Below are 26407 nucleotides of genomic sequence, written 5' to 3'. Positions count from 1 at the left end.
CAAGATATGACCATAAATCTTGACGTCAAGATAAAACTCCGGCGATATGTCGATCATGGATCATGTCGACCGCATCATTGATCAATGGACCCGGGAACGCCCCGATCTCGACGTCGGACCGATGGCCGTCATCGGCCGCCTTGGACGCCTCGTGCGCGCCTTCTCCCGCGAGATGGATGCAACCTTTGCCCGCCACGGGCTCAACCAGGCGAGCTTCGACCTGCTCGCCACCCTGCGCCGGTCGGGGGCCCCTTACGCGCTCTCGCCGGGCGCGCTGATGGACGCGACCATGGTGACGTCCGGCACGGTGACCAACCGCATCGACCGGCTGGAACAGGCCGGCCTGGTCGTCCGCAAGCCCAATCCGCAGGACGGCCGCGGCTTCGTCGTCTCACTGACGCCGGAAGGTTTCCACCGCATCGAGGCCGCCGTCTCCGACCACGTCGAGACCCAGGCCCGCCTCCTCGCGCCACTCGACACCGCCGACCGCACCGCCCTCGACGCCCTGCTCAGGAAGGCCGGCACAGGTCGAGAGGAACCGACCAAAACCGATTGATCTTGGCGACCAGCCTCACTTCGACAGTGACCAGCTCCCCTGAAATGCTCTCGATTTGAGGTTGGTCTGTTCGCCTGATCTGGACCGACCACTGAAAAGGGGCTTTTCGCGGATAGTTTCCAGTTGGATAGCTCCCGTTCTGTGACGGGTGAGCCAAATGGGTGCCAGAAAATCGTGAGCCCGAATTGGTCACAAGGAAATCTTACATAGGAAATTGATTTTCATGGATTCTATGGTGTTTCGCACCTGTTGCAGATGACAACTACGTCTACGCTATAGCCCTCTAAATTTAGGCCCGAGGGAATGGCTCCTATTAGGTGGAAAGTGGACAGTCCGCTTTCAGGCCGGAAATTTCATAAGCGGACGCTAGAAGCCGTCTATTGCAGCCCAACAGGTGAACCACTCGTATTTCTGGAATCGGATCGGACATGCCTAATCAGTCGCCGTTGGAGCTTGATTTAACACAGCTATCGAAAGCGCTCATCGAGCGACAGTGGACTGCGCGCGCAGTTGCTGAGGCAACTATGTCCCGTATTAGAGAGCTTGACCGCGATCTACATGCCTTCTGCACCTTAGACGAAACGGCAATTGCTCAGGCAGAGGACGTCGATCGCCGCCTTGCTGCTGGATTGCCCGTGGGACCGCTGGCAGGTGTTCCCGTGGCTGTTAAGGACCTGATATGCACCCGAGGCCTACGCACTACGTTTGGTTCGCGTCTGTATGGCAATTTTGTGCCCGATCAGGATGATATCGTTATCGAACGCCTCAGAGCGGCGGATGCGATCATTGTCGGCAAAACGAATGCCTCTGAATTTGGCTACGGCGCTGTCGGCCACAATCACCTTTTCCCTACGACACGGAACCCATGGAACACGGCTCTGACCCCGGGCGGCTCCAGTGCCGGCTCGGCCGCTGCTATCGCCGCACGGATGGTTCCGTTGGCCCTGGGGAGTGATGGCGGCGGGTCAATACGAATCCCCGCGTCGCTGTCTGGCATCTTCGGCATGAAACCGTCCTGGGGGCGTGTACCGCTCTATCCAGGGTGTCGCGACGAACGCTATCCTGGCCAATCCAGTTGGGAGTCGCTGGAGCACATCGGCCCATTGACCCGAAACGCGGCGGATGCCGCTCTGGCCTTATCTGTCATCAGCGGCCCTAGCCCTTATGACAGGCATTCGATTCCATCGAGTGTCAGCGATTGGGCTTTGGATGGCATGGAAACGATGAAAGATGTCCGTATCGCATATACGCATGACCTCGGTTTTGCGCCCGTCGATCCCGAAGTACGTGCGGTCTTCGAAAATATAATCCGGGAACTGGAGAAGATCATTGGCAGCATTGTCTGCGCTTATCCGGCCGTCGGGAACACGGAAGGCCTACTGGACACCCTCGTTGCGCTGGAGACGGATCGCGCGGGGCTCAAGGCCATGGCCGCCGAGCAAGGCATCCGATTGGATGGCTGGATAGGGAGTATCCTTGAACGCAAGTGGGGCGCGGACCAATTCACTGCCGCACTTTTGGAGCGGAAGCGGGTTGTCAATATTACCACCAAGTTCATGGCCGACTTTGATTTTCTGCTAACGCCGGCAACCGCAACCGCGGCGTTTCCGATAGATACAGACGGCCCGGCGGAAATAGCGGGGCAAGCTCTTCCTCCGTCAGCGTGGGTTCCATTCTCGGCGCTCGCAAACTTTACGGGTCAACCTGCGGCCTCAGTTCCGATCGGTTTCACAAATGACGGCCGCCCGATTGGCTTGCAAATCATGGGCCGTCACCTCGATGACAGGGCGGTTCTTTCCTTATCTGCGATCATCGAAACACTATTTCCAAATAACCGCTGGCCTGGTCCGAAGCTATGACAATGGATGTACGATGTCTGTTGGCTTCTCGTTGAAGAGAAAGCTATGACAACCACTGTAGCTCGTGATTTCCGGTTTCAGGACTGATGATCGCCGACACTAACGACCGCAATGGGGTCGGGAGTTGCCGTTTGCTGGCCTTCAAAATTGATCGGGCTGTAGCGTGGAATCGGCGGTATTTGGCGCACCCGACAGGATTCGAACCTGTGACCTCTGCCTTCGGAGGGCAGCGCTCTATCCAGCTGAGCTACGGGTGCCTTGCCTGCGTGACGCGGCGAATTGTCGAACCGATATCTGATCCGCCGGGGCGAGGCAACGGTTTTTGTCCCGCAGCCCGCGCCCAGGGCAAATGGCGTGGTGCACTTGTGGACGCCATAGGACGGGCGGGCAACGGGCGCGCAGTCCGTGCGAGGCGCCGCCAGGTGGCTGGAAGCGGGACGGCGCGACCGTTTTCCAACCAATACAGCCTGGATCGCACACACGCCCCGCAGCGCTGAGAGCCGTCGTCCTGGCGCACCCTGGGGCCAGGAGAGCCGCCCCCGCGCGGTGCATGGGCGCGCCGCGCGGGGACCACGCTGTTACAGGTCGTAGCCGAGGATCTTGCCGACGGTGAAGACGTCCTTGTCGCCGCGCCCGCACAGGTTCATGACCAGGATCTGGTCCTTGCCCATCTGCGGCGCCAGCTTGATGACCTGGGCAAGCGCATGGGCCGGCTCCAGCGCCGGAATGATGCCCTCGACGCGGGTCAGGAGCTGGAAGGCGTCGAGCGCCTCCGTGTCGGTAATCGGCACATAGTCGACGCGGCCGGTGTCCTTCAGCCAGGAATGCTCCGGCCCGATGCCCGGATAATCGAGACCGGCGGAGATCGAATGGCCCTCGAGGATCTGGCCGTCATCGTCCTGCAGCAGATAGGTGCGGTTGCCGTGCAGCACGCCCGGCTTGCCGGCGTTGATCGAGGCGCAGTGCTCGTTGCCCTCCAGACCGTGGCCGCCAGCCTCGACGCCGTAGATCTTGACGCTGTCATCGTCGAGGAACGGATGAAACAGGCCGATGGCGTTGGAACCGCCGCCGACGGCGGCGACGATGGCGTCCGGCAGCCGGCCCTCGGCTGCGAGGATCTGCTCGCGCGTCTCCGTGCCGATCACCGACTGAAAGTCGCGCACCATCTCGGGATAGGGGTGCGGGCCGGCGGCGGTGCCGATCAGGTAATAGGTGTCGGAGACATTGGTCACCCAGTCGCGCAACGCCTCGTTCATCGCGTCCTTGAGCGTGCCGGCTCCGGCCGTGACCGGCACGATCTCGGCGCCCAGAAGCTTCATGCGGAAAACGTTCGGCTTCTGCCGCTCCACATCGGTGGCGCCCATGTAGACGACGCAGGGCAGGCCGAAGCGGGCGCAGACGGTCGCCGTCGCCACGCCGTGCTGGCCGGCGCCGGTCTCGGCGATGATGCGCGTCTTGCCCATGCGCTTGGCAAGCAGGATCTGCCCGAGACAGTTGTTGATCTTGTGGCTACCGGTGTGGTTGAGCTCGTCGCGCTTGAAGTAGATCTTCGCGCCACCGAGCTCCTCCGTCAGCCGCTCGGCGAAATAGAGCGGCGAGGGGCGGCCGGTGTAATGGGCGTTCAGACCGTCGATCTCGGCCTGATAGGCCGGGTCGGCCTTCGCGTCCTTGTAGGCCTGCTCGAGATCGAGGATCAGCGGCATCAGGGTCTCGGCGACGTAACGCCCGCCGAAAATGCCGAAGTGCCCGCGCTCGTCCGGCCCGGTGCGGTAGCTGTTCAGCTGGATCGTCATGCTTTCGGTCCCTGTTCGGCGGCCCTTCAGGCCGCCCGTGTTGCGCCGCGCGCCGCCGCGACGAACGCCCGGATGAGGTCTGTGTCCTTGACGCCGCGTTCCCGCTCCACGCCGGAGGAAACGTCGACGTCGAAAATCCCGCCGATGCGGATGGCCTGCGCCACATTGTCCGCGTCGAGCCCCCCGGAAAGCATGAGGGGCAGCCCGAGGTCAAGATCCTTGAGAAGCCGCCAGTCGAAGCTGACGCCATTGCCGCCGGGAACCTCGCCTCCCTTCGGCGGCTTGGCGTCGAAGAGAAGACGGTCGACATGAGGCACATAGGGCGCCGCGGCGGCAATGTCAGCCGTCCGGGAGATGCCCAGCGCCTTCATGACCTTGCGGCCGTGCCGCGCGGCGATGGCGGCTGCCCGCTCCGGCGTCTCTCCGCCGTGAAGCTGCAGCCAGTCGGGGCCAACCTCGGCGACAATGCGATCGAGCAGCGCGTCGGGCGCATCAACGGTGAGCGCCACCACCTCCGCCTTGCCGCGCGCCAGCCCGGCAAGCCGCGCCGCCGTCTCCAGGGAGACGTGGCGCGGGCTCTTTTCGAAGAAGACGAGGCCGATCATGTCGGCCCCTGCGTCCAGCGCGGCCTGAAGCGTGGCCTCGTCGGAGAGGCCGCAGATCTTGACGAGACCGCTCATGGCGCCTTCCTGCCTCACGTCACGTTGTAGGCGGCGATGGCCGCCATGTTGACGATATCGCTGTCCTTGGCCCCGATGGGCAGGATCTGCACCGGCTTGTCGAGGCCGACGAGCAGCGGGCCGATCACCGTCGAGCCGCCGAGTTCCTGCAGCATCTTGGTCGAGATCGAGGCGGAGTGGAACGCCGGCATGACGAGCACATTGGCCGGGGCCGTCAGGCGACAGAACGGATAGGCCGCCATCTTGTCCATGTTGAGGGCGACATCCGCGCCCATCTCGCCGTCATACTCGAAGTCGACGCGCCGCCGGTCGAGGATCTTCACCGCCTCGATCACCTTCTCCGAACGCTCTCCGCGCGGATGGCCGAAGGTGGAATAGGCAAGCATGGCGATACGCGGCTCGTAGCCGAGCCGGCGGGCGACGTGGGCGGCCTCCTCGGCGATGTCGGCAAGCTCCTCCGAGGTCGGCATGTCGATCACCGCCGTGTCGGCGACGAGCACCGTGCGGCCCCGGCACAGCGCCAGCGACACGCCGATGACCCTGTGGCCGGGCTTGGTGTCGATGCAGCTGCGCACCGTGTCGAGGGCGACGGAATAGTTGCGCGTCAGGCCCGTCACCATGGCGTCGGCATCGCCGCGCGCCACCATGATCGCGCCCCAGTAGTTGCGGTCGTTGTTGACCAGCCGCTGACAGTCGCGGTGCAGGTAACCGTGCCGCTGAAGCCGCGAGTAAAGGAAGTCGGCGTAATCGGAATTGCGGTTCGACAGCCGCGCGTTGAGGATGGTGATACCGCCACGCTCCAGATCGATGCCGGCGCCATGGGCAACGCTGCGCACCTCGTCCTCGCGGCCGATGAGGATCGCCTCGCCGAGCCCCTGCTGGACGAAGCTCGCCGCGGCGCGCACCACCGGCTCCTCCTCACCCTCCGCGAAGACCACGCGCTTGGGCTGCTGGCGCACCTTGGAGAAGATGCGCTGGAGCGTGCCGGCGACCGGATCGCGGCGGGCGGAGAGCTGCTCGCGGTAGCGGTCCATGTCGACGATCGGCCGCCGCGCCACGCCGGTCTCCATCGCCGCGCGGGCGACCGCCGGCGGAATGGCGGAGATCAGGCGGGGATCGAAAGGCACCGGGATGATGTATTCGCGGCCAAACTTCGGCCGCGTGCCGCGATAGGCGGCGGCGACCTCGTCGGGCACCTCCTCGCGGGCGAGGGCGGCCAACGCCTCGGCGCAGGCGATCTTCATCGCCTCGTTGATCTCCGTCGCCTGCACGTCGAGCGCGCCGCGGAAGATATAGGGAAAGCCGAGGACGTTGTTGACCTGGTTGGGATAATCGGACCGGCCGGTGGCGACGATGGCGTCGTCGCGCACCGCATGGGCTTCCTCCGGGGTGATCTCCGGATCCGGATTGGCCATGGCGAAGATGATCGGGTTCGGCGCCATCTCCTTCAGCATGTCGTCGGTGAGCGCGCCCTTGACCGAGACGCCGAGGAAGACGTCGGCCCCCTTCAGCGCGTCATGCAGGCTGCGCGCCTTGGTCTCCACCGCGTGGGCGGACTTCCACTGGTTCATGCCCTCGGTGCGGCCCTTGTAGATCACGCCCTTGGTGTCACACAGCAGGACGTTGTCATGCGGCACGCCCAGCGCCTTGGCCAGCTCGATGCAGGCGATGCCGGCCGCGCCAGCGCCGTTGCAGACGATGCGGGTGTCCTTGATATCGCGCCCGGTCAGATGCAGCGCGTTGATCAGGCCCGCCACCGCGATGATCGCCGTGCCGTGCTGGTCGTCGTGGAAGACGGGAATGTCCATGAGCTCGCGCAGGCGGCTCTCGATCATGAAGCATTCCGGCGCCTTGATGTCTTCAAGGTTGATGCCGCCGAAGGACGGGCCCAGGTAGCGCACCGAATTGACGAAGGCGTCGACGTCTTCGGTATCGACCTCCAGGTCGATGGAATCCACATCGGCGAAGCGCTTGAAGAGCACGGCCTTGCCCTCCATCACCGGCTTGGCGGCCAGCGCGCCGAGGTTTCCAAGGCCGAGAATGGCGGTTCCGTTGGTGATGACGGCGACGAGATTGCCCCGCGTGGTATAGTCGAAGGCGCGCGAGGGGTCCTCGGCGATGGCGCGCACCGGCACGGCTACGCCGGGCGAATAGGCCAGCGACAGGTCGCGCTGGGTCGCCATCGGCTTGGTGGGCGAGATCTCGAATTTACCGGGCCGGCCCTGCTGGTGGAATTGCAGCGCCTCCTGCTCGGTGAAACTGACGTTGCTCTTACCCGTCTTGTCCGTCGTCGGCATTTCGCTCCCTTCCCTAAGGCCTTGCCGCCGGCGACCGGCGGACGAAGACCTTATCCCCGGAAAATTCGGCACTCAAGCTGCCCGCCCCGTCACCGGGCCGGAAAGCACTGAACTCTTTTGCTAAGCAGTTTCGCCAGGATCCAAGGTGATCCCGGGCCGAGATTTCGGTTTCCGGGGGGCCGCGCGCGAATTAGGGTCTGCCCGATGGTCGAGACAGCCGAAACACCCAGCACCGCCAGGAACGGCAAGGACGCCGGAGCAGCGCACGGCGCGCCCGCGCCCGATCCGTCCGGCATGACGCCGATGATGGCGCAGTACATCGAGATCAAGACCGCCAATCCGGACTGCCTGCTGTTCTACCGGATGGGCGACTTCTACGAGATGTTCTTCCACGACGCGGAGCAGGCCTCGCGGGCGCTCGGCATCACGCTGACCAAGCGCGGCAAGCACCTGGGCGAGGATATCCCCATGTGCGGCGTGCCGGTCCATGCCGCCGACGACTACCTGCAGAAACTCATCGGGCTCGGCTTCCGCGTCGCCGTTTGCGAGCAGACCGAGGATCCTGCCGAGGCCAAGAAGCGCGGCTCCAAGTCGGTGGTGCGGCGCGAGGTGATCCGCCTTGTCACGCCGGGCACGTTGACCGAGGAGCGGCTGCTCGAGGCGGCGCGCAACAACTTCCTGCTGACCCTGCACCGGGCGCGCGGCGGCTCGCTCGGCGAGGGCGAGGTCTTTGGGCTTGCCTGGGTCGACATCTCGACTGGCACCTTCCGGGTGGCGACGAGCGAGGGCGGGCGGCTTGCCGCCGATCTCGCCCGCATCGACCCGCGCGAGATCGTCGTCGCCGACGCGCTGCTCGACGACGCGCATCTGCGGCCTCTCCTGAACGACACGCCAGCGGCGCTGTCGCCGGTGCCCAGGAGCCTCTTCGACGGGGCGACGGCGGCCGACCGTCTGGCGCGCTACTACGGAGTAGCGACGGCGGAGGCCTTCGGCCGCTTTTCCCGCGCCGAGCTGACGGCGGCGGCGGCGGCCATCGCCTATGTGGAGCGTACCCAGTACGGCGACCGCCCGCCGCTCGATCCGCCGGCGCATGAGGGCGAGACGGCGCGCATGCTCATCGACCCGGCGACACGGGCGAACCTGGAGCTGATGCGCACCCTTTCCGGCGAGCGCGCCGGATCGCTTCTGTCCGTCGTCGACCGCACCGTTTCCGGTGCCGGCTCCCGCCTGCTGGCGACCCGGCTGGCAAGCCCGCTCACCGACGTCGAGGAAATCCGTGCGCGCGCCGACGCGGTGGCGCGCCTGTTCGACGACACCTACCTGCGCGAACGGCTGCGCGAGCGGCTGAAGGCGGTGCCGGACATGGCCCGCGCCCTGTCGCGCATCGCGCTGGAGCGCGGCGGTCCGCGCGATCTCGCCGCACTTGCCGACGGGCTGTCGGCGGCCGCCGACATCGCCGATCTCTTCGCCGACCCGAGCGCGGAAGGCACGGAAATCGCCGGCGCGCTCGCCGGCATCGTCAATGCCCCGACGGACCTGCGCGACCGGCTGAAGGCAGCGCTTGCCGACGACCTGCCGCTGTTGCCCCGCGACGGTGGTTTCGTTGCCCTGGGGTTCCTGCCCGAGCTCGACGACTTGCGCCGGCTTCGCGACGACAGCCGCAAGGTGATCGCGCAAATGCAAGGCGCGCTGATCGAGGAATTCGGCATCCGGGCGCTGAAGATCAAGCACAACAACGTGCTGGGCTGGTTCATCGAGGTGCCGGCCGCCCATGCCGAAAAGCTGACGGCAGAGCCCGGTCGCTTCATCCACCGCCAGACCATGGCCGGCGCCATGCGCTTCACCACGCCGGACCTTGCCGATCTGGAAAGCCGCATCGCCAACGCGGCAGGCCGCGCGCAGGCGCTGGAACTGGCCCTTTTCGCCGAGCTTTCGGCGGAAGTCACGGTGGCGGGCAGCGCCATCAAGGGGGCCGCCGACGGGCTGGCCGTGCTCGACGTCTGCGCCGGACTTGCCCATCTCGCGGACGCGGAAAACCACACCCGCCCCATCGTCGACGACAGCCTCGCCTTTTCCATCGAGGGCGGGCGTCATCCGGTGGTCGAACAGGCGCTGAAGCGCGACGGCGGCGACGGCTTCGTCGCCAACGACGCGGAGCTGGGACCGGGCGAGGGCGAGAAGGCCGGCCACATCTGGCTGGTCACCGGTCCGAACATGGCCGGCAAGTCGACCTTCCTGCGCCAGAACGCACTGATCGCGATCCTTGCCCAGACGGGTGCCTTCGTGCCGGCCGCGCGCGCCCACATCGGCGTGGTCGACCGGCTGTTCTCGCGGGTGGGCGCGGCCGACGATCTGGCGCGCGGGCGCTCCACCTTCATGGTCGAGATGGTCGAGACGGCGGCAATCCTCAACCAGGCCGGCGCGCGGGCGCTGGTCATCCTCGACGAGATCGGCCGCGGCACCTCCACCTTCGACGGCTTGTCCATCGCCTGGGCGGCGGTCGAAAACCTGCACGAGGTCAACCGATCCCGCGCGCTGTTCGCCACCCATTATCACGAACTCACAGCCCTTGCCGGCCGGCTGCCGCGGCTCTCCAACGCCACCGTGCGGGTCAAGGAATGGCAGGGCGACGTGGTCTTCCTGCACGAGATCGTGCCTGGTGCGGCCGATCGGTCCTACGGCATTCAGGTGGCCAAACTGGCCGGCCTGCCGCCAGCGGTGATCGAGCGGGCGAGGGCGGTTCTCTCGCAGCTTGAGGAGCAGGACCGGCGCGCGCCGGGCGAACAGCTGATCGACGACCTGCCACTCTTCGCCGCGGCCGCCACACCGAAGCAGGCACCTCCCGCGGCAGCCTCCGGCCCAGATCCGCTGCACGAGGCGATCGAGGGCCTCGACCCGGACGACATGACCCCGCGCGACGCGCTCGAGGCGCTCTACCGCCTGAAGCGCATGCTCCGCGAGACGCGAAACTGAAATCGGCCGGCGCTCCGGCGCCGGCCGTCTCATCGATCCCGAAAAGCCCTTGCCGGAAAGCCCGCGCGGGTCAGACCTGCTCGAGCACGGGTCCGGCCAGTCCCGCCTCCCAGCCGAGGATCGCCCGCTTGCGGGTCAGGCCCCAGTGATAGCCGCAAAGGTCGCCGCTGCTTCCAAGCACCCGGTGGCAGGGTACGACGAAGGAAATCGGATTGCGGCCGACGGCGCGACCGACGGCACGCGCCGCCTTCGGCTTGCCCAGCTTCTCCGCGACCGCCGAGTAGGTCGTCGCCCGGCCGAGGGGAATGCCGAGCAGGGTTTCCCATACACGGATTTCGAAATCGGTGCCGATGAGAACGACACGCAGCGGCGTTTCCGGCGTCCAGGCACCGGGGTTGAAGATGCGGCGCGCCAGCGGCACGGTCACCGCCATGTCCTCGACATAGGTCGCCTTCGGCCAGCGTTCCATCATGTCGTCGAGCGCCGCGCGCTCCTCTCCCGGATCGGCGAAGGCAAGCCCGGCAAGCCCGTTTTCCGTCGCCATCACCAGCGCCTTGCCGAAAGGCGAGGGGTGGAAACCCCACCGGATCGTCACGCCTTCGCCCCGGGCGCGGTAGACGCCGGGCGTCATCGCCTCATGGGTGACGAAAAGATCGTGCAACCGGGCCGGGCCGGACAGGCCCAACTCGTAGGTTGTTTCCAGCACCGTCGCCGAGCGGCGCAGCAGGTCGCGGGCGTGGTCGAGGGTAATCGCCTGCAGAAACTGCTTCGGCGTGATGCCGGCCCAGCGCGAGAACACGCGCTGCAACTGGATCGGCTGCACGCCGGCCTCGCGGGCCAGCACGTCGAGACCGGGCTGCGACCGCCAGCTCTCCGTGATCGCCCTGAGTGTCCTGCGCACGATCTCATAATCGCGGCAGGCCTGTTCCGGCGCGAGATCGCTCACCTCGGCACTGTCGGGAAAGAGGGGGGAAAGGGTCTGCTCAAGGGTCATGGCACTACGCTCCTGTCGGCAGAACACTAGCGCCGGCGCGGGCGGGCAACCACCCGATTTGCGAGGTCCAACGGACATGCCGCGTCTTGCTTCGGTCAAAAAGAGGCGACACTCTGCCCCGGTTCCCCGCAAGGGTGCCGGCCGCCGACAGCGGCAGCAACGCCCGCCCCGCATTTCCGACGGATACGCCCATGTCTCTTTTTCCACGTTCGTTCACGCCGCGACGGTCGGGCCGGGCGCTTGCCCTTGGTCTTGCCACCGCCTCCCTGCTCGTTCCCGCGCTGGCGCAGGCGCAGGACAGCGGCCAGAAGCGGATCGAACGCAAGCTGGTGATGATCGAGACCAGCGACGAGGCACCGATCCGCGAGGTGTCCGTCGACGGTAGCCCGGTCCAGGTGCGCCGGCGCTCAAAGGCGCGCGTCTTCATCGAGGTGGACGGAAACCCCAAGAACGACGGCCAGATCGATTGCCGGCGCGACATGCGCCTGGTGCTTTCGGACGGGCGTATCCTGCAGGACAAGGTCGATATCTGCGGCGACTGGAAGGTGACCATGAACGCCGAGGCGACGCTGAAGCGTCAGGCCGACGCCGGGCGGTCGGTGCGTCAGGCGGTTCCCTCGACCGCCGCGCCCAGCGCACCGCCGCGCGCCGGAGGTGTGCGACGGCCGGCCGCCGGAGAGGGATCCGGCGACCTGCGCGGCAGCCGGGGGGACGAGGAAAAGACAACGGCACCAGCGACCACCGCCCCGGACCGGCAGGAGGCCGCCGGCAACCGCCCGCAAGCCGCCGATCAGCTGCAAGCAGATCGCAGGGCGGACGAGCGGGACCAAGGCACCTCGGCCGACACCTTCGTCGCCGGCCCGCGCGGCGGTCTTCCCAACGACAGTTCGCTTCCCTCCGACGGCCTCGCGCTGCCGGTTCAGTCGGGCAAGACCTGGTATGTGGAGGACGACGGCGCGGAGGGATGGCGCCTCGTCTACGGCGTTCGCGAGACCGATGATACCGCGCTTCTGGCCACCTGCCGCAGTCGCTCCAACGCGGTGTCGCTCCGGCTCGCGCCGAGCGGACAGCCGGCGGCGGACGGCGCTCCCCTTGGAGTGACCCTTGCGGCCCGCGACGTGACCCGCCGCTACGATGCCCGCGCGGTGATGGATGCGCAGGCCGGCGTTGCGGTTCCCGTGGTCCAGCTCGCCGCCAGCGACCCGATCTTCGAGGGGCTTGCCCGGGGCAACACGCTCACCGTCGGCATCGGCGGGCATTGGGCCTACCGGATCTCGCTGTCGGGCAGCGCCGGAGCGGTGCGCCGCTTCCAGCAGGCCTGCGCCCCGCAGGCCCCGCGCGAGCAGGACGTCGCCGGCGTCGACACCACCTATCGCCAACCCTCGCGGCCCGCACCCACCGACAGCTATCCCGACCCGTCCTGCGCCGAGGAAGGCTTCGTCGGTTCCGTGGCGAGCGACCGGCCGTCACGGCTCGTCATCCTCAACGAGCGCCGCCGTCCGGTCGTCGTCCATTGGCTCGATTTCGATGGATACCGGCGCAGCCAGGCCGAAGTGCCTCCCGGCGGTCGCATGGTGCAGGACACGCTGCAGGGGCATCGCTGGCTGGTGTCGAACCTCGGCGGACGCTGCCTCGGCATCTACATGGCGCGCGGCGCATCCCGCACGGTGACGCTGCGACCCGGCGGAGGTGGCGGAGGCGGACGCCTGCCCGAGGCGCCGCTGCCGCCAGAGCCCGTCGCGCCCCGCCTTTCCTATCCGGCCCCCGACGGCGACACGCTTCAGCTTTCCTATGATTGCGACAGCGGCAGCTATCTGGACGTCACCATCGACAACGCCCGCAATGTCGCCATCGTGCGCGAGCGCGGCCTGTCCCCGGTGACCCTGCCTGACCGCTCGCGCGACGTCGACTTCGACTATGCCGCGCGCGGCTACCGGTTGTCGGGCGGCGGCAACAGCGTCATGTGGGTGCGCCCGGGCGCGGCCCCGCAGTCCTGTCGGATTTTCTGAAGAGGAAACAGGCCTATCCGACCGGTTGCGGCCCACCCGTCGGCGGGCCGCCGGCCCGCGCGGTGGCGAGCGCCGCGCGCAGGGCGCCGGCGAAACTGGTGCGATCGTCAGGATTGAGAAAGCCGCCGATGTCGACCGCCTGTCCCCGGGCGACAAGCGTGATCCGCACGACGCCCTCGTCGGCGATTTCGTTCAACTGCAGCCGCGCCCAGAACGGATTGAAGCGGAAGAGCTGCTCGCGGCCGGCGCTGCTGACCTTGCGCACGATTACCTCGGTGCGCGAGACCGCCACCTCCTCGAAGGCCCGCGCGGCGCGGTAGTTCCAGCGAAAGGCGAGAAAGACAACGAGCACGTCTAGCCCGAGAAAGCCGAAGACCGGCCAGGCTCCCATCGACAGGAAGATCAGGCCGGAGACGAGCGATGTGCCGCCCAGGATCGCCATGAGCAGGCGGAAGCCGCCCTGGCCAAGCGACCGGTAGGGCGTCAGCAGCGCCGAGAAGAAGGGCGCGTCCGGATCGGTTTTCGGATTGCCGCTGGTCATGGGGCGACAGTATAGAGGGACGATGAGCGAGAACCAGACGGAAACCGGCAAAACCCGCCGGGCGGTAGCGCCGAAAAAACGTGCATCGGCCACCGCCGCGCCCGCTCGAAAGGCGGCTGCGAAGAGCCCGGCCGCGGCACGGCCGCGCGGCGCACCGCGCTACAGCAAGGACGAGATCCACGCGATCTTTGCCCGCTTCCGCGCCGCAAACCCCGAGCCGCAGGGCGAGTTGTTCCACACCAATCCCTACACGCTGCTCGTCGCCGTGGCGCTGTCCGCGCAGGCGACGGACGTTGGTGTCAACAAGGCGACGCGACCGCTTTTCGCCGAGGTCGACACCCCGGAAAAGATGGTCGCGCTCGGCGAGGAGCGACTGCGCGAGGCGATCAAGACCATCGGCCTCTACCGCAACAAGGCGAAGAACGTCATTGCCCTGTCGCAGATCCTGATCGAACGCTTCGACGGCGCCGTCCCGCAGGATCGCGAGGCGCTGGAGACGCTGCCGGGCGTCGGCCGCAAGACCGCGAATGTGGTGTTGAACATCGCCTTCGGCCAGCCGACGATCGCCGTCGACACCCACCTCTTCCGGCTGGGAAACCGCATCGGCCTCGCGCCCGGGAAAACACCGCTGGCCGTCGAACTGGCGCTGGAGAAGATCGTGCCGCCGGAGTTTCTCAGGCACGCCCACCACTGGCTCATCCTGCATGGCCGCTACATCTGCAAGGCGCGCCGGCCGGAGTGCGAGAAGTGCCTCATCTGGGATTTGTGCAAGAGCCCGGAGAACACCCGACGCGACGAGCAGAAAGCGCTCGCGCGCTGAAAACCCGGGCGTTTCCGGCAATTCGCGACACAGATTTTCGAAGAAATGTCGTTTTTTGGGAGAAACGTCGGCGGCTGCGTGACGGGCGACCGCCGTGCGTCAGTCCTTGCGACGCAGGCGCACAACCACGTCGACGCGGACGATTTCCATGCCCTCGGGCGCCTCGGGCAGCTTCGCCATGCTGACGCCGGAGCCGGGGATATCGACCACCTTGTTCTCTCCCTCGATGAAGAAGTGGTGGTGGTCGTCGGTGTTGGTGTCGAAATAGGTCTTGGTGCCCTCGACCGCGACCTCGCGCAGCAGGCCCGCCTCGGTGAACTGGTGCAGCGTGTTGTAGACGGTGGCAAGAGACACCGGGACGTTGGCGGCCTCCGCCTCCTCGTGCAAAAGCTCGGCGGAGACATGACGGTTGCCGCGCGAATAGAGAATTTCGGCAAGCGCGACCCGTTGCCGCGTCGGGCGAAGCCCCGCGATCCGCAACATGTCCTGAACCCTGCGCTGTTCCTGCCGTTCCTTCACGTCGCCTTGCCGCCTTTCGCCGTCGTTCCCGCGATGGCCGCGACCCCCTGTCGTCGCCACCGCACCGATTGTTCGTCTCCGCCGCCACATCCCGCGAAACCGCGGATGGGCCGGGCGCGGCGTTCGAAACCCCGCCGATGGCGGTTTTCTGCCACGAACCGCCTTGCTTGCGCAAGGGCAGGCGGAGCGCACGCTTCCCGGCGGTCAAATGGCACCTCCCCAGGGAGATCCCCGCCGCCCGTCGACAAGGCCGTTCCTTCCCCTGATATGGGGAGGCCTTCCCGCGCCGCCAGTCGTGTTTCACAGTACACGAAAGCATTTGCCCCGCGAAGTGCGGATTTCCCCGGCCCCGGAACGGGGAGCACGGGGCCGCCGGCGCTCACCCCGCCCGGAGCCGCTTGCGGCAATTTTCGCCGCCCCGGCGGGGTCCCACGGGCTTTCGGAGCGCGGGACCCTATGTTAGTAAGCGCGTCGGCAACAGACTTCGGCGTCATCTGTCAGGCACTGGCGGAGAGCGAACCGGAGCAACACGAACATGCGGGATTGGATCAACGTGCGGCAATCGAGCTATTCCTACGAAGACCTGCTGACCTGTGGACGCGGCGAGCTTTTCGGCGCCGGCAACGCGCAGCTGCCGCTGCCGCCGATGCTCATGTTCGACCGGATCACCGAGATCTCGGAAGACGGTGGCGAGCACGGCCTCGGCCATGTCCGCGCCGAACTCGATATCAAGTCGGACCTGTGGTTCTTTCCCTGCCATTTCCAGGGCGACCCGGTGATGCCGGGCTGCCTCGGTCTCGACGCCCTGTGGCAGATGACCGGCTTCTTCCTCGGCTGGCTCGGCGAGCCGGGCAAGGGCCGCGCCCTGTCGACCGGCGAGATCAAGTTTTCCAAGATGGTGACGCCGGACGTCAAGCTGGTCGAATACGGCGTCGACATCAAGAAGCTGCGGCGCGGACGGCTGGTGCTCGGCATCGCCGACGGCTGGCTGAAGGCGGACGGCGAAAAGATCTACCAGGCGACCGATCTGCGCGTCGGGCTTTTCCGCACCGCCTGATTACGCAGCGCCGGACGTTACTTGCTGCATCGCCGCAAGACGGACGATTGATCCGCGCCGCCATGCCGCCTATCTGGTTGTTCGGGAGACGACGCGCAGATGCGGGTCGCAAGCCCGGCGGACCGGACACTGGCGGCCGCGGCGCGGTACGCGCGCATGTCCTCACGCCCCGCTTGGCGTGAGCGATCCAGACAAGGCAGATTTCGAGGGCCGCACGCAGCGCGCACGGCCGGAAGATACGGGAGACCGCAATGAGGCGGGTGGTTATTACCGGGATGGGGATCGTGTCGTCGCTTGGCGGCAACACCCAGGAAGTCACGGCGAGCCTTCGCGAAGGCAAGTCGGGTATCGTCCCCGCGGAAGACTACGTTCGGCTGGGCTTCCGATGCCACGTCCATGGCGCGCCGACCGTCGACCCCTTCGAGGCGCTCGACCGCCGCACCACGCGCTTCATGGGTCCGGGCTCGGCCTGGGCCTATATGTCGATGCAGCAGGCAATCGCCGACGCGGGCCTTGAGGACAACGAGGTCTCGAACGAGCGCACCGGCATCATCGTCGGTTCGGGCGGTCCGTCCACCCGCACCATCGTCGAGGCCGCCGATATCACCCGCGAGAAGGGCCCGCGCCGCATCGGCCCGACGGCCGTCCCCAAGGCGATGAGCTCGACCAATTCCGCGACGCTCGCCACGCCGTTCAAGATCCACGGCGTCAACTATTCGATCTCCGCGGCCTGCGCGACCACCAACATCTGCATCGGCAACGCGGCCGAGCTGATCCAGTGGGGCAAGCAGGACGTGGTCTTCGCCGGCGGCGGCGAGGATCTCGACTGGACGCTGTCGAACCTGTTCGACGCCATGGGCGCCATGTCGAGCAAGTACAATGACACCGCCTTCAACGCCTCGCGCGCCTTCGACAAGAACCGCGACGGCTTCGTCATCGCCGGTGGCGGCGGCATCGTCGTGCTCGAGGAGCTGGAGCACGCTAAGGCGCGCGGCGCGAAGATCTACGCCGAGGTCGTCGGCTATGGCGCGACGTCGGACGGATACGACATGGTCGCTCCCTCGGGCGAGGGTTCGGCGCGCTGCATGAAGCTGGCGCTGCAGGACGTCAAGGACCCGATCGACTACGTCAATCCGCATGCGACCTCGACCCCGGTCGGCGACGAGCGCGAAGTCGAGGCGATGCGCACGGTGTTCGGCAAGAACATGCCGCGCATCTCCGCGACCAAGTCCCTGTCCGGTCATTCCCTCGGCGCGGCCGGCGTGCATGAGGCGATCTATTCGCTGCTGATGATGCAGGGCGATTTCATCGCCGCCTCGGCGCATATCGAAGAACTCGATCCCGTCTTCGAGGACGTGCCGATCGTGCGCGAACGCATCGACAACGCCGGCCTCACCACGATCATGTCCAACGGCTTCGGCTTTGGCGGCACCAACGCAACCGTTGTGCTTCGCCGATACGGCGCCTGACGGACAACACGATACCACCGGCGTGCGCGGGTCTTGCACCCGCCGGCCGGTTCTCTTGCAGGAGTAGGGAATGAGCGGGCTTATGAAGGGCAAACGCGGTCTCGTCATGGGCGTCGCGAACGATCACTCCATCGCATGGGGCATCGCACGCACGCTCGCCGAGCACGGCGCGGAACTTGCCTTCACCTATCAGGGCGAAGCATTCGGACGCCGTGTGAAGCCGCTCGCCGAAAGCGTCGGCGCGAAGCTACTGCTGCCGTGCGACGTCGAGGACGTCTCCACGGTCGACAGCGTCTTCGATACGCTGCGCGAAGAGTGGGGCTCCATCGATTTCCTCGTCCATGCCATCGCCTTTTCCGACAAGTCGGAACTGCGCGGCCGCTATGCCGACACGACGCGCGAGAATTTCGTGCGTACCATGGTGATTTCCTGCTTCTCCTTCACGGAAATCGCCAAGCGGGCGGCGGCGCTGATGACCGATGGCGGGTCGATGGTGACGCTGACCTACGGCGGATCGAACCGGGTGATGCCGAACTACAACGTCATGGGCGTGGCCAAGGCGGCGCTTGAATCCTCCGTGCGCTACCTGGCGATGGACTTCGGCGAGAAGAACGTGCGCGTCAACGCCGTCTCCGCCGGCCCCGTGCGCACGCTCGCCGGCTCCGGCGTGTCCGACGCGCGGGTGATGTTCAACTACCAGAAGCAGCATTCGCCGCTTGGCCGCACCGTCACCATCGACGAGGTCGGCGGCTCGGCGCTCTACCTGCTGTCCGACCTGTCATCCGGCGTCACCGGCGAGGTTCATTTCGTCGACAGCGGCTACAACACCGTGTCGATGCCGCGCCTCGGCGCACTGAAGACGCAGGAAGCCCAGGCTCTCGAGAGCGAGGAAGCCTGAACGGGCAACCGCTCGCGACACGCGCGAACGTTTCCACGGCCCCGCCGGCGCAAGCCCGCGGGGCCGTTTGCGTTTGACACCCGCCGGAGCGATCCGGCGAGACGGGTTCAGTTGAAGGTTTCGTCCGGGTAGACGCCGAAGAGCCGCGTCTGGTCAACCCAGCCGGAAAAGCCACGGCCGGAAATGCTGCACCAGCCTTTCGCGCAGCTTTCGACATTGGCAAGCACATTGGGCTCAAGCTCGGCGACAACGCCGGCGTCCGAACGCGGATCGGCGCGCAGGGGCGTCACCCCCGTCTGCTCCCAGGGGGTGACCAGCGCCGTGCGCCGGCCGGTCAGCAGCGAATGGAACACCCATCCCTCGTCGCCCTCCCAGTCGCGGATGCGACGCCAGTTCTCGAACTCCTGGACGATCTCCACCGGAAGACCGGAGCGCACGAAGGTCCAGCCGATGCGGTGCTCGCGGCTCGGGCCGACGCGCACGTTGACGCGGTCCGATTTGAGACTGACGAAGCGGGGCACCGGGAAGCCGCTCGGGCCGGTGGTGGTGGCCTGCGCCGCGGCCTCGCGCGCGGGCCAGCAGGCGAGGATGGCAAGCGCCAGGGCGAGCGTCACGGCGAGAACCGGGGTCGCGAACGCCTGGACACCGTTTCTGCCTGAGGGACGACGCAACATCTCTGGACAATCCTTCTTCTTCGCCGGGCAATCGGCGGGCGGACCCGCGCGGGGAGGGCGCGCATCCAGCCTTGCACTTTCGTCGGGAACGTGTCGCCACCCTGACCGCGCGAATCGCGCGATTTCAAGGCAGTTTCGCCGATCCCCCCCGGCATCCGGGAGGGGTGCGGGCGGAATCAATCGAAGCCGATCCCTTGTTTTGACCCGGTCATCTGGTAATGAGGACGGGTCTGTTGCATCGTCGGGATCAGGAGACGACGCAGTTTGGATCAGGCAGGGTTAACGAGCCCTCAATAGAGTGCGGAAGGCGAGGAGCATGCCGAAGAAGAAGCCGCTGGTCGTCGTGACCCGGAAACTGCCGGATGTCGTCGAAACGCGCATGCGCGAACTTTTCGAGACACGATTGAACGAGACCGACCATCCGCTGAGCCAGGCGGAACTCGTCGAGGCAGTGAAGACCGCCGATGTGGTGGTGCCGACCGTCACCGACCGTATCGATTCCGCCGTTCTTTCCCAGGCGGGGCCCAACCTCAAGCTGATCGCGAACTTCGGCAATGGCGTCGACAACATCGACGTCATCACCGCCAACAACCGCGGCATCACCGTCACCAACACGCCGGGGGTCCTGACCGAGGACACCGCCGACATGACCATGGCGCTGATCCTCAGCGTGCCGCGGCGCATGTCGGAAGGCATCAAGGTGCTGGAGCAGGGCGCGTGGACCGGCTGGTCCCCGACCTGGATGCTCGGTCACCGGATCTGGGGCAAGCGGCTCGGCATCATCGGCATGGGCCGCATCGGCCGCGCGGTGGCGCGCCGGGCCAAGGCCTTTGGCATGTCGATCCATTATCACAACCGCCGCCGCGTTCCGGACGCGGTGGAGGAGGAGCTCGAGGCGACCTACTGGGAAAGCCTCGACCAGATGCTCGCCCGCATGGACGTCGTCTCGGTGCACTGCCCGCACACGCCGGCGACCTATCACCTGCTCTCCGCACGCCGGCTGAAGCTGATGAAGCCCAATGCCTATCTGGTCAACACCGCGCGCGGCGAGGTGATCGACGAGGCGGCCCTGATCCGTCAGCTCGAAAGTGGCCATCTGGCCGGCGCCGGGCTCGACGTGTTCGAACACGAGCCGGCGGTCAACCCGAAGCTCGTCGCCTCCGACAAGGTGGTGCTGCTGCCGCACATGGGATCGGCCACCGTCGAGGGTCGCGTCGACATGGGCGAGAAGGTGATCATCAACATCAAGACCTTCATGGACGGCCACCGTCCGCCCGACCGGGTGCTGCCGTCGATGCTGTGAGGCACCGCCGCCTCCCTACTTTCATGAAAACGCCCCGGCCGAGACCGGGGCGTTTTTCGTTTCCGCCAGGAAATCGAGCGGCGCGCGCTCAGGTCTCGCCGTCGTAGGCCCGCCACAGGGCGTTGTCGCCCATGCCGGCGACAAACGCGCGGTGACGGGCAAGGGCCGCCTCGTCGAGGCGGGAGGGCAGCGGCACCGGGCGCTGGCGGGCGGGCTTGCGGGTGGCACCCAGGCCGCCGGCGTCGCGCAGGCTCTGCTCCTCCTCCTCGGCCGAGGCGAAGGACAGGCCGGCCTGCTTGCCGCCGATCAGCTCGATATAGACCTCGGCGAGGATCTCGCTGTCGAGAAGCGCGCCGTGCCGGGTGCGTCGCGAATTGTCGATGCCATAGCGCGAGCAGAGCGCATCGAGCGAGGCCGGGGAGCCTGGATGCTTGCGCCGGGCGATGGCGAGCGTGTCGAGCACCTGTTCGTTCGGGATGGGACCGCGGCCGATGCGGGCAAGCTCCATGTTGATGAAGCCCATGTCGAAGCTGGCGTTGTGGATGACCAGCAGACCGTCGCCGACGAACTCGAGGAACTCCTCCGCCACCTCGGCGAACTTCGGCTTGTCCGACAGGAACTCCTCGGACAGGCCGTGCACGTTGAACGCCTCGATCGGCATGTCCCGCTCGGGGTTCAGGTAGACGTGATAGGTGCGCCCGGTCGGCACGTGGTTGACAAGCTCGACCCCGCCGATTTCCACCAGCCGGTCGCCGTTTCGCGGATCAAGGCCGGTGGTCTCGGTGTCGAAGGCGATTTCGCGGCGCATGTCGGGGAAGCCTGTGCGGATGATGTGTTGCGGGATGGCGGGCCGGGGACCCGGCTCGGGGCGCGCGTTCCGGCACCTGTCTTAGGCAAGTCTCCGGGACCTGTCTCGCACGGACAAGAACACATCCGTTCTCAACAATCCGTCCAGGATTTGTGAGACGTGTTTTCCACCGTCTTCACACATGCCCCGCAGCTCAGCCAAGGGCTGCAACGGCGCGCAGAATTGAGGCAACCGCGCGGCCGGCGTGGTCGATCCCCTGGCCGGTATCCACAAGGAAATGGGCACGGCGGCGCTTTTCGGCATCGGGCATCTGCTTGGCGAGGATCGCCTCGAAGGTCGCCTCGTCCATGCCGGGACGCGCCAGCACGCGGGCGCGCTGGACCTCGGGACTGGCGGTGACAACGACGCGCGGACCGACGCGCCCCTGCGCCCCGGTCTCGAACAGCAGCGGAATATCGAGAACGGCGACACGGGCACCGGTGGCGCGCGCATCGTCCAGAAACGCCCGTTCGCGCGCGTGGACAAGCGGATGGACGATGGCCTCCAGCCGCTTCATCGCGTCGGCGTCGCCGATCACCAGCCGGCCGAGACGCTTGCGGTCGACGGCTCCCCCGCTTGTCGTGCCGGGAAAGGCGTCCTCGACCAGCGGCACCGCCTCGCCCCGGTAGAGCGCGTGGACGGCGGCGTCGGCGTCATAGACGGCGGCGCCCGCGTCGGCGAACATCCCGGCCGTCGTCGACTTGCCCATGCCGATCGACCCGGTGAGGCCGAGGACGATCATTCCGACATCCCGAGATCGGCGAGAAGAGCGGCGCGAAGATCCTCCGTCACCCGCGGACGGACGCCGAACCAGCGCTCGAAGCCGGGCACCGCCTGATGCAGCAGCATGCCGAGGCCATCGACCACGCGATTGCCCCGCGCCCTGGCGGCCGCGAGCAGCGGCGTCTCCAGCGGCACATAGACGATGTCGTTGACGATCGCGGTTTTCGACAGCGGGGAGAGGTCGATCTGCAGCGGCGGCTGGCCGTGCATGCCAAGCGAGGTGGTGTTCACGAGGAGATCCGTCTTCCCCAGGATCTCCCCAAGCTGATCCCATCCCATGGCGATGGAGTCGGCTCCGAAACGCTCGGCCAGGGCACTGGCCTTGTCGCGAGTTCGGTTGACGATGGCCACAGTTTTCACACCACGCGAGAGCAACGCCCAGATCACCGCGCGGGCAGCGCCGCCGGCGCCGAGCACGGTGGCGTGCGCGACCTCGCCATCCCAGCCCGGGACGATCTGGTCGAGATTGCCGAGGAAGCCGAGGCCATCGGTGTTGGCCCCCATGACACGGCCTTCGGCGTCGAGCCAGATGGTGTTGACCGCGCCCATGGCCCGCGCCGCATCGTCGAGCTCGTCGCAGGACGCCGCCGCCGCTTCCTTGTTGGGAACGGTGACATTGCAGCCGACGAGACCGCTTGCGGCGAAATCGCGGTAGAAATCCGCGGCCGTTTCCGGGGCAACCTCCAGCCTGTCGTAGGTGCCATCGATATCATGGGCGGCCAGCCAGTGGCGGTGAATGACCGGCGAGCGCGAATGGGCGACCGGCGATCCGGTGATGGCGACGCGGCGCGTCATGCCTCAATGGCTCCAAGCCGGCGAAGTTCGTCGAGCACGGGCAGAAGGGGCAGGCCGAGAACGGTGAAATAGTCGCCGTCGATCGCCTCGAAGAGCTGGATGCCGGGCCCCTCGAGCTGATAGGCGCCGACACTTGTCAACGCCGTCTCGCCAACACGCGCCAGATAGCGCCCGACAAATTCCGGCCCGAATTTCCGCATCTTGAGGCGTACCGTTCCAACATGCGTCCACAGGGTTTCCCCATCGCGCACCACCGCCGCGGCGGAGTGGAGCGCATGGGTCCTGCCCGACATGGCGAGGAGCTGGCGGCGGGCGGCTTCCATGTCCTCCGGCTTGACCAGACGCTCACCATCGAACTCGAGCACCTGGTCGGCGCCGATGACAAGCGCGCCCGGATGGCGGGCGCTGACGTCCTGGGCCTTCACCTCGGCGAGAACGCTGGCGATGTCCTCGGCCGACGACCCGCTCGCGAGCAGCGGGGCTTCGGCGGCACGTTCGTCCACCTGCGCGGGATCGACGGCAAAGGACAATCCCGCATTGGTCAGGAGTTCGGCGCGGATGCGGCTGCCGCTTGCGAGCACAAGATCGGTCATGAGGTCTCCCGGCATGGTCTTCTGGTCACGAAATCCGTGTCGCCAAAGGCGATATCAGGCGGAGAAAGCCTTGGCCAGCGCGCTCTTGTGGGCGCGATAGAGGCTCATGATCTCCGCCGCCGTCTCCTCGATGGACCGACGGGTGACATCGATCACCGGCCAGCCGCGCTCGGCGCAGAGCTTGCGGGTGATGGCAATCTCGCGGGCGATCGAGCGGCGGTCGACATAGCTCTCGTTGCCAAAGCTGGCCGCGTTGAGCGACAGGATGCGGTTCTGCCGGACCTGCTGGATGCGCTCGACCGAGGCAATCACGGCAACGACCATCGCCCGGCGCACATGGTTGATCTGCGGCGGCAGCGGAATGTCGGGAACGATGGGGATGTTCGCGGCCTTGATGCCCCGGTTGGCGAGATAGATGCAGGTTGGCGTCTTCGACGTGCGGCTGACGCCGAGAAGCACCACATCGGCCTCGTCGAGATCCTCGGGGATCTGGCCGTCGTCATGCAGCATGGTGAAGTTCAGCGCCTCGATGCGGTCGAAATACTCCGCGTCGAGCGCATGCTGGCCGCCGATGCGGCCTGTCACCCGCACGTTGAGATAGGACTGGAAAACGGAAAAGACGGGCGAGAGGATGTTGACGCAGGGCACGCCATGGGCCCGGCCGGCCCGTTCCAGCCGCTCGGCCAGTTCCGGGTCGACAAGCGTGTAGAGCACGATGCCCGGCGCATGCTCGATTTCGGCCAGCACGTCGTCTAGCTGCCGGGACGTGCGTACCAGCGGATAGACATGTTCGATGGCCTGCACGTCCTCATACTGGGCGGCGGCGGCACGGGCGACGGTCATCAGCGTCTCGCCGGTGGAGTCCGAAACCATGTGCAGGTGGAAGAAGTTACGACCTTTTCCCAAGCTGTTATCCCCGCCTCGCAGCCAACGTGTTCAAAAGACTCATAAATCGGGCCTTTTGGAGAGGGCCGCCGAAAAGCATGCCCGATGTCTCGAAACAATCAACAGCCCACAGCAGCGCGCGAGACGGATCCGAAAACGATCCGTGAAAGGTGGACAACCCGATTGTTCCTTCCCCGTCCCCAGGTTTTGCCACTCCGCCTTAAAAGTTAACAAAGCGTTAACGATCCGACAAGCGATTGAAGCTGCGAACATTTTCGTGTTATCAAGACTTCAGTCGGTTTTGCCGTCAACCGCACCGGCTCGACAAGCGCGATGCGAATGAGTCATGTGGACGGGTGTCGAGAACCGGTAATCCCGGATCATCACCGACTAACAAAAACAACAGAATCCTATTCAAGGATTCTTCTTTCTATTTTTATGGGGGTCTTCGTGACGGAAACCAGTTCGCGGCGCGTGATGCGGGTTCTTGCCGGAGAACGGCTCTGGCCCCCTCCCGTCTGGATGATGCGTCAGGCGGGCCGGTATCTCCCTGAGTACCGCCGTACACGTTTAAGTAAGGTTAATTTTCTGGAGTTCTGCTACGACACGGATCTCGCGGTGGAGGTCACCCTTCAGCCCATCCGGCGCTATGGCTTCGACGCGGCGATCCTGTTCTCTGATATTTTCGTCGTCCCGGACGCGCTAGGATACCCGGTTCGCTTCGAGGAAGGTCGCGGTCCGGTTCTCGAGCCGTTGAAGGCGAGCCTTGTCGAGGCGCTCGACCAGACCCGCGCCGAGGGCCATCTCGATCCGGTCATCGAGACCGTGCGGCGCCTGCGCGCCGAGCTCCCTGAGGAAACCACGCTCCTGGGCTTCTGCGGTGCCCCGTGGACGGTCGCCTGCTATTCGGTCGCCGGGCATACCACCCAGGACCAGACCGCCGCCCGGATCGGCGCCTATCGCGATCCTGCGCTGATGCAGTCGTTCATCGACGAACTGGTCACGGCCTCGATCCGCTATCTGGTGCGCCAGCTCCAGGCGGGGGCCGACGCGGTGCAGATCTTCGACACCTGGGCTGGCGTCCTCGACGATGCCGGTTTCGAGCGCTGGTCCGTGGCGCCCACGAGGGCCATCGTCGAGGGGGTTCGGGCACAGGTTCCGGACGCAAAGATCATCGGCTTTCCGAAGGCATCCGCGGCACGGATCAAACGCTTCATCGAAGGGACCGGCGTTGATGCTGTTGGCCTCGACTGGACGGTGCCGGGCGCGCTTGCCCGCGAGATCCAGGAGATCGTGCCGGTACAGGGCAATCTCGATCCCATGCGGCTGGTCGCCGGCGGCGAGGCGCTGACGGAAGGCGTGGCGCGGGTGCTGGAAACTCTGGGCGACGGACCGCTGGTCTTCAACCTTGGGCATGGCGTTACCCCCGAGGCGGACCCGGAAGAGGTCGGCCGCATGATCGAACTGGTGCGCTCCGCTCCGGATCCGAGGGGATAAGGCGATGCTCTATCTCTGGCTGAAGGCCTTCCACATCATGTCGGTCATCGCCTGGATGGCGGCGATGTTCTATCTGCCACGGCTTTTCGTCTACCACGCGCAGGTTCCCGCCGGCAGCGAGCGGAGCGAGATCTTCAAGGTGATGGAGCGTCGCCTGCTCAAGGCGATCATGAACCCGGCGATGATCGCGACCTGGATCTTCGGTCTGTGGGTGGCGATCGAGGCGGACGTGTTTCGCGACGGCTGGTTCCACGCAAAGCTTGCGCTCGTGCTGCTGATGAGCGGCCTGCACGGCTATCTGTCGAAATGCGTCAAGACTTTCGCCAAGGATGCCAATACGAAGTCCGACCGACACTATCGCATCGTCAACGAAATCCCGACGGTTCTGATGATCGGCATCGTCCTTCTGGTGGTACTCAAGCCGTTCTGATCGGAAAGGCCAGGTGACGCAGCGTTCCCTGTCGCCTTTCCTTTCGAATTTTGTTATACGTTCTTTGCCGGAGGCGCGAAAACGCGCTTGCTCGAGGCGCACGAAGAATGTAGGTTCGCCCAACCTCAATCCTGT

At 66.2% G+C, this 26407-nt stretch carries 23 protein-coding genes and 1 tRNA gene; 11 read left to right on the top strand and 13 right to left on the bottom strand.

Annotated elements, in window-relative coordinates:
- Positions 1 to 55: 55 nt before the first annotated feature.
- Together ACSLUQ_RS16880 and ACSLUQ_RS16875 are read left to right on the top strand one after the other, a co-directional pair.
- Positions 56 to 556: a MarR family winged helix-turn-helix transcriptional regulator gene (locus ACSLUQ_RS16880; protein WP_461809183.1), complete on the top strand. Its 501-nt coding sequence runs from the start codon at positions 56 to 58 to the stop codon at positions 554 to 556.
- Positions 557 to 984: 428 nt separating this feature from the next.
- Positions 985 to 2415, top strand: a complete 1431-nt coding sequence (locus tag ACSLUQ_RS16875; RefSeq protein ID WP_461809182.1) for an amidase — start codon at positions 985 to 987, stop codon at positions 2413 to 2415.
- 180 nt (positions 2416 to 2595) lie between these two features.
- Here ACSLUQ_RS16875 and ACSLUQ_RS16870 read toward each other — a convergent pair.
- The 4 genes from ACSLUQ_RS16870 to ACSLUQ_RS16855 form a co-directional block, all read right to left on the bottom strand.
- Positions 2596 to 2672, bottom strand: a tRNA-Arg gene (locus tag ACSLUQ_RS16870).
- A 321-nt stretch (positions 2673 to 2993) separates the two neighbouring features.
- Positions 2994 to 4208 carry a tryptophan synthase subunit beta gene (trpB, locus tag ACSLUQ_RS16865; RefSeq protein WP_461809181.1) on the bottom strand — a complete coding sequence of 405 codons (1215 nt, stop codon included), beginning with the start codon at positions 4206 to 4208 and terminating at the stop codon, positions 2994 to 2996.
- Between the two features lie 26 nt (positions 4209 to 4234).
- Positions 4235 to 4888 carry a phosphoribosylanthranilate isomerase gene (locus tag ACSLUQ_RS16860; RefSeq protein WP_461809180.1) on the bottom strand — a complete coding sequence of 218 codons (654 nt, stop codon included), beginning with the start codon at positions 4886 to 4888 and terminating at the stop codon, positions 4235 to 4237.
- Positions 4889 to 4902: 14 nt separating this feature from the next.
- Positions 4903 to 7185 (bottom strand): NADP-dependent malic enzyme, encoded by a 2283-nt coding sequence (locus ACSLUQ_RS16855; RefSeq protein ID WP_461809179.1) that lies wholly within the window; start codon positions 7183 to 7185, stop codon positions 4903 to 4905.
- 306 nt (positions 7186 to 7491) lie between these two features.
- Between ACSLUQ_RS16855 and mutS the strand changes: the two genes are divergently transcribed.
- Positions 7492 to 10158: a DNA mismatch repair protein MutS gene (gene mutS, locus ACSLUQ_RS16850; protein ID WP_461809263.1), complete on the top strand. Its 2667-nt coding sequence runs from the start codon at positions 7492 to 7494 to the stop codon at positions 10156 to 10158.
- A 70-nt stretch (positions 10159 to 10228) separates the two neighbouring features.
- On the opposite strand, the gene ACSLUQ_RS16845 is transcribed toward mutS, so the two are convergent.
- Positions 10229 to 11152, bottom strand: a complete 924-nt coding sequence (locus tag ACSLUQ_RS16845; protein WP_417771352.1) for a methylated-DNA--[protein]-cysteine S-methyltransferase — start codon at positions 11150 to 11152, stop codon at positions 10229 to 10231.
- 191 nt (positions 11153 to 11343) lie between these two features.
- Here ACSLUQ_RS16845 and ACSLUQ_RS16840 point away from each other — a divergent pair, with 191 nt between their 5' ends.
- A complete protein-coding gene (locus tag ACSLUQ_RS16840) occupies positions 11344 to 13161 on the top strand; it encodes a hypothetical protein (protein ID WP_461809178.1) in 1818 nt (605 codons plus the stop codon).
- A 13-nt stretch (positions 13162 to 13174) separates the two neighbouring features.
- Here the strand turns inward: ACSLUQ_RS16840 and ACSLUQ_RS16835 are convergent, their stop codons facing one another.
- Positions 13175 to 13702 carry a DUF2244 domain-containing protein gene (locus tag ACSLUQ_RS16835; RefSeq protein ID WP_461809177.1) on the bottom strand — a complete coding sequence of 176 codons (528 nt, stop codon included), beginning with the start codon at positions 13700 to 13702 and terminating at the stop codon, positions 13175 to 13177.
- A 22-nt stretch (positions 13703 to 13724) separates the two neighbouring features.
- On the opposite strand from ACSLUQ_RS16835, the gene nth reads away from it, so the two are divergent.
- The gene (gene nth, locus ACSLUQ_RS16830; RefSeq protein ID WP_461809176.1) at positions 13725 to 14522 is read left to right on the top strand and encodes an endonuclease III; all 798 of its coding nucleotides are present in this window, start codon (positions 13725 to 13727) and stop codon (positions 14520 to 14522) included.
- A 99-nt stretch (positions 14523 to 14621) separates the two neighbouring features.
- On the opposite strand, the gene irrA is transcribed toward nth, so the two are convergent.
- A complete protein-coding gene (irrA, locus tag ACSLUQ_RS16825; RefSeq protein ID WP_417771356.1) occupies positions 14622 to 15041 on the bottom strand; it encodes an iron response transcriptional regulator IrrA in 420 nt (139 codons plus the stop codon).
- 547 nt (positions 15042 to 15588) lie between these two features.
- On the opposite strand from irrA, the gene fabA reads away from it, so the two are divergent.
- From fabA to fabI, 3 genes are all read left to right on the top strand, one after another.
- Positions 15589 to 16098: a 3-hydroxyacyl-[acyl-carrier-protein] dehydratase FabA gene (gene fabA, locus ACSLUQ_RS16820; protein WP_417771707.1), complete on the top strand. Its 510-nt coding sequence runs from the start codon at positions 15589 to 15591 to the stop codon at positions 16096 to 16098.
- Positions 16099 to 16349: 251 nt separating this feature from the next.
- On the top strand, positions 16350 to 17567 hold the full coding sequence (gene fabB, locus ACSLUQ_RS16815; RefSeq protein ID WP_417771357.1) for a beta-ketoacyl-ACP synthase I: 1218 nt from the start codon (positions 16350 to 16352) through the stop codon (positions 17565 to 17567).
- A gap of 70 nt (positions 17568 to 17637) precedes the next feature.
- Entirely contained in the window at positions 17638 to 18465 is an 828-nt protein-coding gene (fabI, locus tag ACSLUQ_RS16810; RefSeq protein ID WP_417771358.1) for an enoyl-ACP reductase FabI, read from the top strand.
- 107 nt (positions 18466 to 18572) lie between these two features.
- Here the strand turns inward: fabI and ACSLUQ_RS16805 are convergent, their stop codons facing one another.
- Positions 18573 to 19139, bottom strand: a complete 567-nt coding sequence (locus tag ACSLUQ_RS16805; protein ID WP_417771359.1) for an SH3 domain-containing protein — start codon at positions 19137 to 19139, stop codon at positions 18573 to 18575.
- A gap of 316 nt (positions 19140 to 19455) precedes the next feature.
- Between ACSLUQ_RS16805 and ACSLUQ_RS16800 the strand changes: the two genes are divergently transcribed.
- Entirely contained in the window at positions 19456 to 20442 is a 987-nt protein-coding gene (locus tag ACSLUQ_RS16800) for a 2-hydroxyacid dehydrogenase (RefSeq protein ID WP_417771360.1), read from the top strand.
- 88 nt (positions 20443 to 20530) lie between these two features.
- On the opposite strand, the gene dnaQ is transcribed toward ACSLUQ_RS16800, so the two are convergent.
- The 5 genes from dnaQ to ACSLUQ_RS16775 all read right to left on the bottom strand — a co-directional run bounded on the left by dnaQ (position 20531) and on the right by ACSLUQ_RS16775 (position 24333).
- Entirely contained in the window at positions 20531 to 21250 is a 720-nt protein-coding gene (gene dnaQ, locus ACSLUQ_RS16795; RefSeq protein ID WP_417771361.1) for a DNA polymerase III subunit epsilon, read from the bottom strand.
- 193 nt (positions 21251 to 21443) lie between these two features.
- Positions 21444 to 22031, bottom strand: coding sequence for a dephospho-CoA kinase (gene coaE, locus ACSLUQ_RS16790; protein ID WP_417771362.1), 588 nt, complete (start codon positions 22029 to 22031; stop codon positions 21444 to 21446).
- The gene (locus ACSLUQ_RS16785) at positions 22028 to 22867 is read right to left on the bottom strand and encodes a shikimate dehydrogenase (protein WP_417771363.1); all 840 of its coding nucleotides are present in this window, start codon (positions 22865 to 22867) and stop codon (positions 22028 to 22030) included. Before ACSLUQ_RS16785 ends, coaE begins: the two co-directional genes overlap by 4 nt.
- On the bottom strand, positions 22864 to 23460 hold the full coding sequence (locus tag ACSLUQ_RS16780; RefSeq protein WP_417771364.1) for a Maf-like protein: 597 nt from the start codon (positions 23458 to 23460) through the stop codon (positions 22864 to 22866). Before ACSLUQ_RS16780 ends, ACSLUQ_RS16785 begins: the two co-directional genes overlap by 4 nt.
- A gap of 54 nt (positions 23461 to 23514) precedes the next feature.
- Positions 23515 to 24333 (bottom strand): pyruvate, water dikinase regulatory protein, encoded by an 819-nt coding sequence (locus tag ACSLUQ_RS16775; RefSeq protein ID WP_417771708.1) that lies wholly within the window; start codon positions 24331 to 24333, stop codon positions 23515 to 23517.
- Between the two features lie 462 nt (positions 24334 to 24795).
- Here ACSLUQ_RS16775 and hemE point away from each other — a divergent pair, with 462 nt between their 5' ends.
- Positions 24796 to 25842 (top strand): uroporphyrinogen decarboxylase, encoded by a 1047-nt coding sequence (hemE, locus tag ACSLUQ_RS16770; protein ID WP_417771365.1) that lies wholly within the window; start codon positions 24796 to 24798, stop codon positions 25840 to 25842.
- A 4-nt stretch (positions 25843 to 25846) separates the two neighbouring features.
- A complete protein-coding gene (hemJ, locus tag ACSLUQ_RS16765) occupies positions 25847 to 26272 on the top strand; it encodes a protoporphyrinogen oxidase HemJ (RefSeq protein WP_417771366.1) in 426 nt (141 codons plus the stop codon).
- The last annotated feature ends 135 nt before the right edge of the window (positions 26273 to 26407 follow it).

The organism is Stappia sp. ICDLI1TA098, from assembly GCF_054880955.1.
The sequence above is the reverse complement of the archived record's forward strand: the minus strand, read 5'-3'. Positions and strand labels throughout refer to the sequence as shown.